Annotated in this window: 15 protein-coding genes and 2 pseudogenes; 6 read left to right on the top strand and 11 right to left on the bottom strand. The window is 30.6% G+C overall.

Going from position 1 to position 14,219, the window contains the following annotated elements; all coding sequences use genetic code 11:
* Window positions 1–99: 99 nt before the first annotated feature.
* From DYE57_RS02975 to DYE57_RS12225, 6 genes and pseudogenes are all read right to left on the bottom strand, one after another.
* A complete protein-coding gene (locus tag DYE57_RS02975; RefSeq protein WP_115312810.1) occupies window positions 100–444 on the bottom strand; it encodes a SarA family transcriptional regulator in 345 nt (114 codons plus the stop codon).
* Window positions 445–853: 409 nt separating this feature from the next.
* Window positions 854–1,177, bottom strand: a complete 324-nt coding sequence (locus DYE57_RS02970) for a PH domain-containing protein (protein WP_115312809.1) — start codon at window positions 1,175–1,177, stop codon at window positions 854–856.
* A 35-nt stretch (window positions 1,178–1,212) separates the two neighbouring features.
* Window positions 1,213–1,945 (bottom strand): annotated as a pseudogene (locus DYE57_RS02965) (transcriptional regulator, SarA/Rot family).
* 232 nt (window positions 1,946–2,177) lie between these two features.
* Window positions 2,178–2,687, bottom strand: a complete 510-nt coding sequence (locus tag DYE57_RS12235) for a hypothetical protein (RefSeq protein WP_232619678.1) — start codon at window positions 2,685–2,687, stop codon at window positions 2,178–2,180.
* Window positions 2,688–2,747: 60 nt separating this feature from the next.
* Complete coding sequence (locus tag DYE57_RS12230) at window positions 2,748–2,990, bottom strand: hypothetical protein (RefSeq protein WP_232619679.1); 243 nt, start codon at window positions 2,988–2,990, stop codon at window positions 2,748–2,750.
* A 34-nt stretch (window positions 2,991–3,024) separates the two neighbouring features.
* Entirely contained in the window at window positions 3,025–3,912 is an 888-nt protein-coding gene (locus tag DYE57_RS12225; protein WP_232619680.1) for an AraC family transcriptional regulator, read from the bottom strand.
* 573 nt (window positions 3,913–4,485) lie between these two features.
* Here DYE57_RS12225 and DYE57_RS02955 point away from each other — a divergent pair.
* Window positions 4,486–5,202, top strand: a complete 717-nt coding sequence (locus DYE57_RS02955) for a CHAP domain-containing protein (protein WP_115312808.1) — start codon at window positions 4,486–4,488, stop codon at window positions 5,200–5,202.
* 374 nt (window positions 5,203–5,576) lie between these two features.
* Here the strand turns inward: DYE57_RS02955 and nhaC are convergent, their stop codons facing one another.
* Together nhaC and DYE57_RS02945 are read right to left on the bottom strand one after the other, a co-directional pair.
* Complete coding sequence (nhaC, locus tag DYE57_RS02950; protein WP_115312807.1) at window positions 5,577–6,974, bottom strand: Na+/H+ antiporter NhaC; 1,398 nt, start codon at window positions 6,972–6,974, stop codon at window positions 5,577–5,579.
* A 64-nt stretch (window positions 6,975–7,038) separates the two neighbouring features.
* Window positions 7,039–8,109, bottom strand: a complete 1,071-nt coding sequence (locus DYE57_RS02945) for an NAD/NADP-dependent octopine/nopaline dehydrogenase family protein (RefSeq protein WP_115312806.1) — start codon at window positions 8,107–8,109, stop codon at window positions 7,039–7,041.
* A gap of 507 nt (window positions 8,110–8,616) precedes the next feature.
* Between DYE57_RS02945 and DYE57_RS02940 the strand changes: the two genes are divergently transcribed.
* The 5 genes from DYE57_RS02940 (at window position 8,617) to DYE57_RS02920 (ending at window position 11,680) form a co-directional block, all read left to right on the top strand.
* A complete protein-coding gene (locus tag DYE57_RS02940) occupies window positions 8,617–9,006 on the top strand; it encodes a DUF4870 domain-containing protein (protein ID WP_232619757.1) in 390 nt (129 codons plus the stop codon).
* Between the two features lie 316 nt (window positions 9,007–9,322).
* Window positions 9,323–9,796, top strand: coding sequence for a CHAP domain-containing protein (locus DYE57_RS02935; protein WP_115312804.1), 474 nt, complete (start codon window positions 9,323–9,325; stop codon window positions 9,794–9,796).
* Between the two features lie 194 nt (window positions 9,797–9,990).
* Entirely contained in the window at window positions 9,991–10,320 is a 330-nt protein-coding gene (locus tag DYE57_RS02930) for a DMT family transporter (RefSeq protein WP_115312803.1), read from the top strand.
* A gap of 23 nt (window positions 10,321–10,343) precedes the next feature.
* Entirely contained in the window at window positions 10,344–10,640 is a 297-nt protein-coding gene (locus tag DYE57_RS02925; protein ID WP_115312802.1) for a DMT family transporter, read from the top strand.
* A 77-nt stretch (window positions 10,641–10,717) separates the two neighbouring features.
* Window positions 10,718–11,680, top strand: a complete 963-nt coding sequence (locus tag DYE57_RS02920) for a 2-hydroxyacid dehydrogenase family protein (RefSeq protein ID WP_115312801.1) — start codon at window positions 10,718–10,720, stop codon at window positions 11,678–11,680.
* A 62-nt stretch (window positions 11,681–11,742) separates the two neighbouring features.
* Here the strand turns inward: DYE57_RS02920 and DYE57_RS02915 are convergent.
* From DYE57_RS02915 to DYE57_RS02905, 3 genes and pseudogenes are all read right to left on the bottom strand, one after another.
* A pseudogene (locus DYE57_RS02915) lies at window positions 11,743–12,866 on the bottom strand (FAD-dependent monooxygenase).
* A 155-nt stretch (window positions 12,867–13,021) separates the two neighbouring features.
* On the bottom strand, window positions 13,022–13,798 hold the full coding sequence (locus DYE57_RS02910; RefSeq protein ID WP_115312800.1) for an N-acetylglucosaminidase: 777 nt from the start codon (window positions 13,796–13,798) through the stop codon (window positions 13,022–13,024).
* A 26-nt stretch (window positions 13,799–13,824) separates the two neighbouring features.
* Entirely contained in the window at window positions 13,825–14,040 is a 216-nt protein-coding gene (locus tag DYE57_RS02905; protein WP_115312799.1) for a hypothetical protein, read from the bottom strand.
* Between the last annotated feature and the right edge of the window lie 179 nt (window positions 14,041–14,219).

Raw genomic sequence — 14,219 nt, 5'->3', positions numbered from 1 at the left:
CAATTAAAAAGACTAGGTCTACTCTTGAAGAGAGTATTCCTAGTCTTTTTAATAGAAATCTTCATCTTAAAACACACATGAAACTTCAGTTTTCTAGTATTACTTTATATAATTCTCTAATTCTACAATTAACTTTTGAATTTTATCTCGCTGCTCTGTTGTCACAAATACAATAACTGTTCTCTCATCATGCACGCTTCGTTTTTTTGATAGTAAATTTAAATCTTTTAATTTTTGTAATGCTTTTGTTAAGTAATAGGGTTTAAACTCTGAACATGTAGCAATTTCCTTAGAAGATATTTCGTTAGATTCACTTTTTAAAATGTGATTAAGAATATAAATTTCTTCGTAATTTAAGTTATATTGTTTTTTTGTATCTCTAAAAAATTTTTTCACTTGAAATGTAGCATTGACCAAATCATTGATGTCTTTAATTTTTCCCATATTAAAACCACTCCTCTGATGCACATCTTGTTGTAGCAAGGTTCACATGTATTTTATCTAACCGAAAATTTCTCCGCCCATGTTACAAAATACATTTTATACAAATAGGTATAAGAATTCAATATTTTTATTACTACAAAATGCATTTATACATTTATTTCTTAACCAAAACATTTATAATAGTGATTTTGATGTAATTAAAAATAATAATCCAATTTATATAACACTAATTAAACTATCGTATTTTTTAAACTTTTTATATTACCTATCAGTTTAATTGGAATTGATTTTTGTGTACCTTTATAAGAGTGATTTACAGATTAAATTTTATTAAAACTACCTTCATTTAGTGATTCATTTTTATGTTCATTTTAATAAAGTCATTTATTCAATTCTACATTAACCTTAGTCATTGTATTTGTTGTTTAACATAGTCAACAAATGCTTGTACATCCTCAGTCTTAATTTGATGCATTGGAATTGTTCCAATATTAAACTCAAATATAATATCTTTACCGTTATAATCGATATTGCTCATTTCATCATAACGGATATTTCTATAATAAAATTGTCCATTCATATCCACATTCATAATTAATCGTTCGTTAGTAGCTATGAAGGCACCTTCAAACTCTTCTTGACCTTGGACACTATACTCAATCACACCTAACACAGAAGGCCCTTTTGTTTCTGTTGGAAATAAGTCGTCAGGATTCACATTATCTAAAATCATCATTAACTCTCCTTATATTTTACATTCATAATATTTTATAAATGATGTATTCCCTTTTCTAAACTATTGTAACATTCTTCAACAGTTGACTGTATATATTCCAATTTATCTTCTTTAATACTCAGTACGATGTTTCCGTTCATCTTCTTTACTTCTGCTTTTATTAACTTAACCTTTAGTCTGTAATTTTTTAATAATTGGTCTCAAAGTTACAAGGCCTCTTAATGAATGTAACTTTATACTCTTAAACGATGTTTCATTATTATTAATTAAAAGTAATCCAAGAATATATAATTCTTCTAATGATAAACGACTATAAATATGCGATTGCTCAATAACTTTAAATTGTGCATGACATTTAAAATAATAAGACAATAAAGTCAAATGAGTATGATTAGTAATCGATTTAGATTTCACTTCTAAAAATACATTAAAGTCTTCAAACAATTGATTAATCTTTTTTCTTTGGGCTTGAGTTAAGGTGATTATCAACCTACGTTGATCATGAGGATCGCGTTTTTTCGATATCCAGTTATAATCATACAAATGTGTGATTAACTTTAGCAATTCATTCTTTTGATAGTCTTTGTAAAAAATAATGATATTTAAACTTAAATTTTCCTTATAATATTCTTCAGTAAACTGTAAAATAAATTCTAATAACTTTACTTGTTCTATCGTTAAGTGATGAGAGTATTTTAAATATTCTATAAAGATATGATCTAAAACAAAGTGCGCCAGAAATCTTTTGATTTTTAGTTGATGCATATGATGACAGTCCTTTCTAAGCAATCAACCACGCTTTACAATGAACTAAGAAATTTGATATGAGCAATACTAACTTTGGGAAGGTCTATTGAAGATTTCACTATTTCTTTACTATTTAACTTTGCTATCCAATGTTGATTTTGATTAATCATAAGACTGTCCAAATGATTATTCTCATTCACTGCATAATGATTTATATCTATGTACTCTAAGTCTGCATGGCTTAGCTGAGTTATATCTGAAAAATTAATCGATGTAGTTTTAAATTCTGTTGAAACATGTCATCTAAAAAGAAAGCAATAACTTGATACTCGTGTTTAAGTCGCGTCATTATAAGATTATCATCTCTAAAGACGATATTTCCTCTTAACTGATTTAACATATTGAGTACATATGTCAACAATTGATATACTGCTAGATTTGGCGTATACGTTGCTACGGATTTAACACGATTCATTGCTGGCAATACTATCCCATTTAACTGATTATAATTACCTATTATAAATTTAAAATTATCAAGCAATCTATTATCTATAATTGTTTCTCTATATTGTATTAATCTTTCAAGATCGATTATATGTTTGTTTAAATGTAAATCAACGCGTTGCACTTTCAACATTGTAATAGGTAGCATAATATAATCTGTTTTATCTGCTATTAGTGAAATATACTTTTCTTCATAATTCCCTTTTTTAATTCGATATATTAGTTCATCAAAATATTGGTTAATACATTTCTTCAATTTATCAATTAAGCCAATTGTTAAGCTGTCAACTATAAAACCAATATTGAGTTGGTTAAATTATCTTAACATAATAAATAACATCTCAAGAGTCATATTTAAAGCCATTTTCTCAGTCGATGTGAATATATCATATCTTTGTGTTTTAATTTTAAATATTGGGATCATATTTAAATCAGAACTGAAATGTAAAACTCGTGAAATCTTATTATATAGACTTTCTTTATCATTTAAAATATCTATATAATTTAACTCTTCTATATAACGTACAGAATTTTTACTTATATTCATTTGACGCTTCATATTAATATAATCACCTTGGTCAAAATGAAAATTATTAATATTTTAATTCCTCCTCAGATATCGCAAGTTGTTTTACATCTATAACACCAGAAGCAGTATCTTGTAAATCATTTATGAATTTAAGAATGTGTCGATCCAAATTAATTTCTTCAGAACTTTTTTTGAACATAGACGTCGTTATACAATCTTTTCTAATCAATTTAGGTGTTCGACCATATGTATCTTTAAATAATTGTATAAATCGATAATAGTGATGAAAACCATGGTCAATTGCTATATCTTCAATAGGCCGATGAGTAGTAAGAATATCGGTTAAACAAAATTTCAATCTAATTTGATTCAAATACTGGTTAAATGTTTGAAATGGTGTTTGCTTAAACATCTGCGTCAATGATTGATTGGACATATTCACTGCATTAGCTAAATCTTGTTTATTAATTTTACTTTCATGATGATCTACTAAATACTGATGTACTTCTTCAGAAAAATACATATGTCTATTAAACTTAACTGGCTGCAGTTTTAAGTTACCTAATTCAATTAATAGATATTGGATGAGTTTATTTGTTTCTAATTTATCAACTTTTGACAAACAATGTAGCTTTAATAATTGAAATATCCAATATTTGATTCGACCTTTATCAACTTTCATTCCATTAGACAACAAATGTTGTTGATTATATCTAAAATAATAATGTATAGGTATATCAATGACACAACAAGTTGAATTTTTTGTACTTACCAATGAATAGGTATCATTGACTATTACAAAAGCTATTTCATCTTTTCGTAATTCAAACTCCTGAATGTTAATTGTGATATTACACTTGCCTTTCAAACAATAAAATACTCTAACATTAAGAGCTGTAGTAGTTTCAATAGCTAAATGGTTAAAAACACGTATCGTATAATTATCTATCATGTGTCTTCCTCGCGATGTACTAGTGTGTTTTCGTAATAAAATATCTCCCCGATTACTAAACTAAATTTAACTAGACAACATCTATTTTTCATTACCTATTATACAATCCTCAAAATTTTAGTAGTAAAAAATTAGAATAATATTATATCAATTTTCATTTTTATTTAAATAGGTTCTATCAATTAATTACAATAACTATCCTTAATTAATCTTTTTGTACCCACCCTTTCAGTTTCATTGAGCTATTGAGTTCTAAAATTAAACTAGAAAAATATTATCATATCAAATTTTCTGTTATTTTACAGTGTTGTAACAAAAAAATTCTATTTTATTTAAATAGTTACTAAACACTGTAACCATCGTTTCTATTCATATTACATTAAATAATTGTATTAAGTGAAATCGTGTAACAATATTAGCAAATAATTATAAATCGATAACAAGCCCCACAAGCCATCTTTTTTTGGGTAAAGTATTGCTTATCGTTAAAAGAAAACGAAAATAAACAACGTAACTCATTGGTCACATGACTATTAAATAAAATTATTTTAATTCTCGGGAGGATATTTATCAATGAAAAAAATCGCTACTGCTACAATCGCTACTTTCACATTTGCAAATCACGACGCACACGCAGCAGACCAAAATAATAGTGGATACAATCCAAATGATCCAACATCATATAGTTATTCTTACACAATCGATCAACAAGGTAACTATCACTACACTTGGCAAGGTAACTGGAGTCCAGATCGTTTAAACTATAATTACAGCAATTATAATAATTACAACTACAATAATTACTCAAATTATAACTACAACAATGGTGGTTATAGTCAATCATATTCAAACTCTAATCAAACAGGTGGTTTAGGAGCAAGCTACACTACTACAAGCCGTAATGTGCACGTTACAACTACATCTGCACTATCATCATATGGTGTGTCTTTATCAAATGCTTCTTCAGCAGGTGGTAACTTATATACTTCAGGTCAATGTACATACTATGTATTTGACAGAGTTGGCGGGAAAATTGGCTCAACTTGGGGTAATGCAAATAACTGGGCAAACGCTGCAGCAGCTGCAGGTTACACTGTAAATAACCATCCAACTAAAGGAGCTATTTTACAAACTTCTCAAGGTACGTACGGTCACGTTGCTTATGTTGAAAGTGTTAGCAGTAGTGGTTCTATCACTGTTTCAGAAATGAATTACGGTCATGGTGCTGGTGTTGTTACTACACGTACGATTTCAGCAAGCCAAGCCGCTTCATACAACTATATTCATTAATCAGTATACTTAATGATGAACACAATAAAAGCATTCATTCTTGCTTAAGAAGAATGAATGTTTTTTAGTCTATTTTTTATCATAAATAAAAAAGAGGTTAAGGTAAATATCTTCCCTTTTAACCCACATAATTAATTTCAAACAAATTCAAATGTTCTTATTTCATAGTTCTAAGTCATTATGTCACTGTTAAAATGAGGTTGTAAAAGAATTCGTCACGTACTTTCATGTATAAGTCTCGCTACAAAACTTACACACTATATGTACAGAAAGATCTTAATATGTTTGAAACTGACATAAATCTCATCGCTACAAAAAATCTATATCATTATTCCAACACATTTAGTGTATTCCACGTATACAGAGAATTAAACTTAGTCTTTACTTAGTTTCTTTATTCCTATACCTGTAAATCCATACACTATTGTAATAAGTGCACATAAATAACAAGGGATTGTCCAAATCAAGTACTGATTGACAAAAACATTAAGTTGTTGGGAATAGTATATACCAGAAGTGCCCCATGGTATTAATGGCAATACCATCGTACTTGAATCTTCGAGTGTACGTGATAATACAGATTTAGAAATATTCATTTTTTCAAACATTTCCTTCATTAAAACACCAACCATAATTATCACAATTGATGCTACACCCGCCGCAAAAACAAGCATTAAACAACAAACTACTGTTATTAAGATTAATGTTCCTACTGATTTAACTCCCTTAGATACTGTCTCTAATATGACATCTAAACAACCTGCTTTTTCTACAATACCAGCAAAAGCATACCCGCAAAATATAGTTGCTATAATTTGAGTCATACTCATCATGCCACCCTGTTCAATTAATGTCGTGACATTTTTTGATAAATGAGGTTGATGTACCATCGTATGGTTAAAGCCGTCGAATGTCGCTTTAAATCCATCGACAATATTAAAATGATTGTTAAATGTACCGATAATAATAGCACTTAAACTTGAAATAAGCATTGATGGCACAGTAGAAATCCTAAATATTAAACAAATAATGATGACAATGAGTGGAAGCCATACAACAAAATTAATATTATAAATAGTCATCAATTCTTTTAATAACTTCTGAATTTGTTTAGAATTCGCCTGACCTTTAAAATGTAAACCAGCGAAAAACCATACGATTAAACCTATCATAGATGCAGGAATAGTCGTCCACATCATCGATTTGATGTGTGCAAAAATGTTCACTTTAGTCACCAATGCGGCCAAATTTGTAGTATCTGATAATGGTGACATTTTATCTCCAAAAACAGCTCCTGCAATGATTGCACCAGCAGCCATACCCGATGGTACACCTAGTTGACTCGCAATCGAAATCAATGCAATACCAGCTGTTGAAGCTGAACCCCAAGCTGTTCCAGTAGCCACAGAAGTAATTGTACTAATAATAAAAGCTGAGACTAATAAAAGACTTGGATTTAAAAATTTAAGACCATAATAGATCAAAGCTGGTACTGTACCAGAAAACATCCAACTCCCTACTATAATTCCTACTGCTAAAATTATAAAAATTGCGGGCATAGCAGTACTCAGTCTTTTAGTGATACCTTCCTCCAAATCTTTCCATCTTAATCCTACTCTATAAGCGATAAACGCTGCATAAGCTGAGGAGATAAGCAATAAAATTTGGATAGGTATATTAAAAAATATAAAACCAATGACAACGACAATCACCATAACCATAATAGTAGAAATAGATTCTAAAAATGTAGGATATCTAAACATTTGTGTCATAGAATGGCTCCCTTCAGTAGTTTTTAATACAAAACCTCTTTTCTTAAAAATTAAATATACTTAATTATTCTAGGCCTAACTTTTCTAGCCCTAGTTCTTCAATTGTTAATCCCTCTTCAAAAAAGTCACGCTCTAAAATTGTTGATGCGATAACAATAACAGCATCTATATTAGGTGTTGGCACATCAATAACACGTCCTAGACTTGACCATAAAACTAATCCATATGCAATATCTTCTGTTAAATAACGATTTTCAACATGATTGGGACCCGATATTTTTGAAAATACAGGACTTGTATTAAATAGGCGATTTAAAGGTTCATCTTCATCCTTTCGTTCTAAATAACCTCTTTGAATACGCGACTCTTTAGCAGTAGATAACTCAAACCCCAATTTACGTCCTAAATTTAAACGTTCTAATTCTATTGCATGTAATAATCGAACAGTATGATTTGTAATCCCCTCGCTATAAAGAGAAAAATTTTCAGCAAAGTCAATGCGTCCCACATTTAATAATGTAGGTCCTGGATGTACTTCTGGATTACCATTTTCAAGATTTGTTTTTAATAAACTTTCTTCCTTGACTAAATGATCGTATATTTGAGACACTTTTTCATAACTTTCATTTAATTCGCTACGATTGAACGTTGAAAAGAATACACGTCTTACATTTAGTGACAAATCTACTCGTGCATTTTCAAAATCAACGCGCGTTCCATAAGTGAGTGTATTAGATTCTGCAAAATAAGGATGAACATCAATATGTCGGTCTTCTAATACATTCATAAAACGTATTGAGCCCATAGATGCTGCAATATTAAAGAAAATAAGATGATGATTTGTCACATATTGAGACATCACTTTTGCATAGTATTCAATAAATGATGCAGGAATGATGACTTGAACAATATCAGCATCTTCTAAAACATACTCGATATCATCACTGATGTCAGTGAACTCAATAAATTTTTCCTCACCCTCGTTATTAAAGTCAAATCCACCCTTTTCTAAGGCAACATCAAATTTGCTAATCGATTCATTACGACAATACAATCTAACACCATGACCTTTATCAACCATATCTACTGCAGCAGTCACTGCTCCATTACCTGAACCTATAATAGCTATTTTCATTATCTACAATCCTTCTTTCTATAAAAATGTAATACTTAAAACTAAAAATATTGGATAATTAAACATAAATTTTTCCATAAAAAAGGAGTGGGTCTGAATCTAATCAATTTAATTAAATTCTGCGGCCCGGCCCGCGATGACATTGAGAATTATATCAAAGTATACACATGATTATACTTTGATATACTTAATTTAACGAATGTTGAATCTACTCTTACTTTATCTTATCAGTACTCTATAACCAGATTATCCATATTATAAACTACCTCGTCAATTTATATAATTATTTAATAATTTATTTTTGTTTGATATAGTTACAAGTGTAATAAGTTTATTTATAATTGACACAAGGGGATTTTTATGGAAAACAATCATCATAATTATTCTGATTCCACAAACGATGAAATGCATACTTCTGAAACCATTGATGTTTATCAAGATCAAAAGCATTCAGAACAGTTATATGGGGATTATCAGTTTAATTCAAATCATCAATATGAGTCACAAATGAAACAAGACGAAGAACAAGACAATCGTTTAATGGCGATGTTGATTTACTTATTAAGCTTATTTGCAGGTATCATTGGTCCATTAATCATCTGGCTAATCAAACGTAAAGAATCAAAATTAGTAGATATTGCCGGTAAAACCTATTTAAACTATTTTATTTCATATTCTATTTATACTTTTGTTGGAACTATCTTTGCTCTCATTCCATTATTCTTAGTTGATTATAATGAAAACTTGACTGCAATTTTAGTTATATTTACTGTGCTTATCTTTATAGCATTATTTGTTTTAGCAATCATGTCGTTTGTATGCACAATTATTGCATGCGTCAAATACATGTCTGGAAAGGCCTACTCTATTCCATTAACAATACCATTTTTTAAATAATCTTATATTACAACACGATGTCACAAATATTTGTAAGTAGAATGGTTCAAATACCAGCCAACTTTGAACTTAGCTGAATTAAATACCTGTAATATGTTGTAACCTTGAGCGTCTTTTATTACATAGATAGTCAAGGTCTTTTTAATTGGTTTACGAATAGATAACATCAAACATCAATTTCTTTTTATCTGATATAGTAACGGTGTCGTTAAAGATGACACAATATCAAAAAATGATGCATTGACATCGGCATAGAGTTCGCTACACTCATAAATGCATGCAAAGATTCTTTTAAAGTTTGGGAGGACTTTTAATTATGAAAAAATTTATCACTATTACGACATTATCTGCTGGAATAGTTGCGTCAATAATTAGAATTACTTCCAATGCATATGCTTCAGAATATAATTCTATGAACCTACAACATTCTTCTTACAACATGACAACACAAATGGCTAACACCTCATATTCAACAGAAAATCTTTATACAGCAGGTCAACGTACTTGGTATGTTTTTGACAAAGTAAATGGTAAAATAGGTTCAACTTGGGGCAATGTAAACAATTGGGCTTCTGCAACTCAAGAAGCAGGGTATACTGTTAATCATACATCAGTTCAAGGTGCTATCTTACAATCTTCAATAGGTGCATATGGTCACTTTGCATATGTTGAACGTTTCGACAGCAATGGGTCTTCAGAAATGAATTATAATGGTGGTCCCTATGTTGTTGATACACGCACAATTCCATCTAATGAAGCAAGTTCATACAATTACATCCATATGGATTAAACTCATATACATGTTTCATATATACACTAAGCTCTTTACAAACCTACTTTTTTATCGCGAGTGTAGTTTTGTAAAGAGTTGTTTAAATTTAGATATTACCAATTTTACATTCCTCTTTCTATAATCTTCAATCATTGCTACCCACACTTCAATTTGAGAGAATAGTTTTATCAATTAAATAGGAGGCTAACTTGATGCAATGGCTTAAAGTCATCTTAGCAGGTTTAGTAGAAATCATTTGGGTCACAGGTCTTGATCAAGCACATTCATTTCTAAGTTGGGTGTTTACCCTCTTTTTTATTGCTTTAAGTTTTTTCTTGGTCATAGATGCATCAAAGCATTTACCTGTAGGTACCGTTTACGCTTTCTTTGTTGGGATAGGTGCTGTAGGTACCGTAATAATCGACATGATTCTCTTTAATCAACCTTTTGCGTTGTCAAAAATTATTTTGATAATTATTCTTATCTTAGAAATTATTGGACTAAAACTTACTACTGATGAAAGTGAAGAAGGAGGTCACTAAGTATGTCATGACTATTTTTACTTATAGCAGGTGGTTTTGAGGTGTTGGGCGTCGTATTACTAAATGAATTATCTCGAACCAAAAATAAAATATATGTCATTCTATTAGGTCTTGCTTTTATCCTAAGTTTTAGCACATTAAAATTCGCCATGTCTGATATTCCAATGGGCACTGCTTATGCCATATGGACAGGTATAGGTACAGCTGGTGTCACAATCATAGGTATGATTTTCTATAAAGAATCAAAGCGTTTAGGAAGGATTTTATGTATTTTGTTGATAATTGTAGCAGTCGTTGGTTTACGATTGATTAGTTATTAATTCACTATTTCAAAACCTAATAATTGTTTACGCTTTCTTCTTTTACTATACTGATAATAAAAGAAGGAGTGATGATGATGGAAAAAGTATTTATTGCAGGCCCAATTCCTGAAGTAGGGTTAAATTTACTGAAAGACCATTTTGAAGTAGATATGTATGATGGAGAAGGTATTATTGATAAAAAAACATTAAAAGAGGGAGTTAAGGATGCAGTAGCATTAGTAAGCTTGCTATCTACTAACGTTAATCAAGAAGTAATCGATAGTGGTAGAAATCTAAAAATTATTACCAATTATGGGGCAGGATTTAATAATGTAGATATTGATTATGCCAGAAAAAAAGGTATAGATGTGACCAATACCCCTAAAGCCTCAACGAACGCAACAGCTGATTTAACAATGGGGTTAGTATTATCAGTTGCGCGTAGGATTGTTGAAGGTGACAAGTTATCTAGAACAAAAGGGTTTGATGGTTGGGCTCCCCTATTCTTCCGTGGTAGAGAAGTATCTGGTAAGACCATTGGCATTATTGGATTAGGAGAAATAGGCGGTGCAGTGGCAAAACGAGCTCGTGCATTTGATATGGATGTATTATATACTGGTCCACATCGTAAAGAAGAAAAAGAACGTGAAATTGGAGCTAAATATGTAGACTTAGATACCCTACTTGAAAATGCTGATTTTATCACTATAAATGCAGCATATAATCCAGATTTACATCATATGATTGATACTGAACAATTCAAACAAATGAAATCCACCGCTTATCTTATAAATGCTGGAAGAGGTCCAATCGTTAATGAGCAAGCACTAGTTCAAGCGATAGAGAATAAAGAAATTGAAGGTGCAGCTTTAGACGTTTATGAATTTGAACCCGACATCACTGATGCATTAAAATCATTTAAAAATATCGTGCTCACTCCTCACGTTGGGAATGCCACTTTTGAAGCTAGAGACATGATGGCTAAAATTGTTGCTAATGATACTATTAAAAAGTTAACTGGCAAAGAACCACAATTTGTAGTTAATTCAAAATGGTAATCAAAGAATTAAACAGGTGACAGTAGGATTTACACTAACGTAATTCCACTGCCACCTGTTTTTTATTTTTCTTTAGATTTATATAAAAATTTTGTTTGCGAAGATGCATAAGCATTAGGTATTAATTTCATAACCATGTTACGCAGTTTTACAATTAATTTATTATGTTTTTGAGCTAATTTGCCAATTTTTCTTGAGCGTTTAATGACTTTTGCCGTATGCTTTACTCTCAATTTATCATATCTTTCAATAGCCTTATTGAAATCATAATTCTTGATACAATTTACTAATACAAGCGCATCTTCCATTGCTTGACTAGCCCCTTGTCCCATATCAGGAGTTGTCACATGGGCTGCATCTACTAATAAGATAGTTCGTCCATAAACAAATGTCCTTAAAGGTTTCAAGTCATAAATATCATGTAATAATATCCCTGTTTCACTTTGTTTATCAAGAACTTCTCGGACTTCATCTGGAAAGTGATTGAAATACGCTTGTAAATGCGGTTTTCCAAATGTTTGATATTTGGGCTCCTTCTCTTTAGCATGAATCGTGATAAACCAGTATGCACGGTTGTTAATTAATGGTACTATGCCCACTTTACCTTTTGCACCCCAATACTCGTTAGCAACTTGTTCATCCTTAAGCTGAACATCCTCCACCATACCTCTAAAACAGGTATATCCATTATAATTAATCTTAGATGTTGCTCCTACTGCATCTCTCACTGTAGAATATAGCCCATCTGCACCAAGGCATAAATCAAATGCTTCACTTTCTTGTTCAGCAAAATGAAGGGTCACTTTAGAATTTGTCTGTTCAACTTTCGTCACATCATATCCTGTAAAAATAGAGGAAGGTTTTACATAAGACTTAATAATATCCAACAACGTTCGTCTTGGTAGCGTTACATTTAGTGACTTCACTTTCATTTTAGCTGAAATCAACGCTTTACCTCGTTCATCGTAAACATTCATAGCAGTAATATTCTGTACTGTATTTTTGATACCTTTAGCAAGATCATGATTACCTAGTTTTTTGAGACATTATCTCCAATACCTATACCAGCACTTAATTCACTAACAGTTGTATTTTTCTCAAAAACTTTTATTTTATGTCCTTGTTCTTCTAGTAATGCAGCAGCGGTCAATCCACTAATACCTGCACCAACAATTGCTATTTTCATTTTAATAACACCTCAAATTTTCATTCCTATTTATTTTATCATATGTAATGATGTCAAAAAGTCTGTAAAAAAATAGTCTCTCGTTGGACTGATTGACCTTTTAGCAAAATAAGGTTAGCACCACAATTAGTATTATGTGTACGCTAACCTTACTTTTATTTATAATATTTTTTTCGTATCTTCTCTTTTTTTATGCCATATCCCTCATAGTATTTCTTCATAATGTCTGCAATATTGTCCACCCAATTAATATCACTAGCATATTGATGTTGCCCTGGATTTTGAGGATTCCAACGCATTTGATATAACGTCAGTTGATTATTTTTGAAATAATGATATCTCACAAACGATGCGCCACCAATGATGGCTTTTTCTGGAGATGTCCATTTTTCTTGTTTAGCATAACTTTTACCAGTATGTACTGCATTTTCATCAAACGCCCCTATTCCAAAGATGTTATAATAATGTTGCTGACCCTCTTTGATACCTTTAGCAAGTTCAGACGTTCCATTACCTGTTTCAACTAAAGCATGGCTAATCAAGTAAATAATATTCACTTCGTATTTGTCTTGAGCTTTAATAAACGTGTGACCTTGAGGCTCTAAAATACCTTTATCTTTTAAAATAGTATTCACTTCTTTTTTAGACATAGGAACTTTCTCAGAAATATCCATATACTTTAACGAATTATCTCCATGTTTAATGGACATAGCTTTCTCTATCTCATTATCTTCTGCATGAATGAATTTGCCATTATGTTCTTTAGTATTAATGACCCCTTCACCCTTTTGTCGTTCAACTGCTTCTGAAAATGAAAAATTCACATCATTTTTTAAAATATTAGTATCAAATATGATAAAAAGGATGCTAAATATCAACAATATCACAATGATGAGCATTGTCGTTGTGCGAAGTCGAGTATTTTTAAACATTCATTTAAACCCCTAGACTATAATTATTATAAAACGAAATAGGTTATAACTATTGCAACCATAACAATAAAAAATGAAATATTAATTGCAATTTTCATACCTGTACGATGTCTAAACATGACGTTAAATATCACTAAACTAATTGCTAATGATACCACAAAGAAAGCAATCGCTAACATAAGTTTCATCATCACAAAAAATATAATACCAATGACTAGCAACACGTTAGACGTAATCGCCATGGCTTTTAATACTTTCTGATTAATATGTACTCACTCCCTAATCTAATTTTCACAATCATTATTAATGATACATGATAAATAGAAATGATGTCGACTTAAATATAAATAAAAGGTGAAAAGAGAAGCAGCTTGGTAGTAGGCATTTTTTCTCTCATCTTTTTATCAAAATAAATAACACG

The organism is Staphylococcus saccharolyticus (assembly GCF_900458815.1).
Lineage (GTDB): Bacteria > Bacillota > Bacilli > Staphylococcales > Staphylococcaceae > Staphylococcus > Staphylococcus saccharolyticus.
Note: the sequence above shows the minus strand (reverse complement) of the source record. Positions and strands in the feature narration are given on the sequence as shown.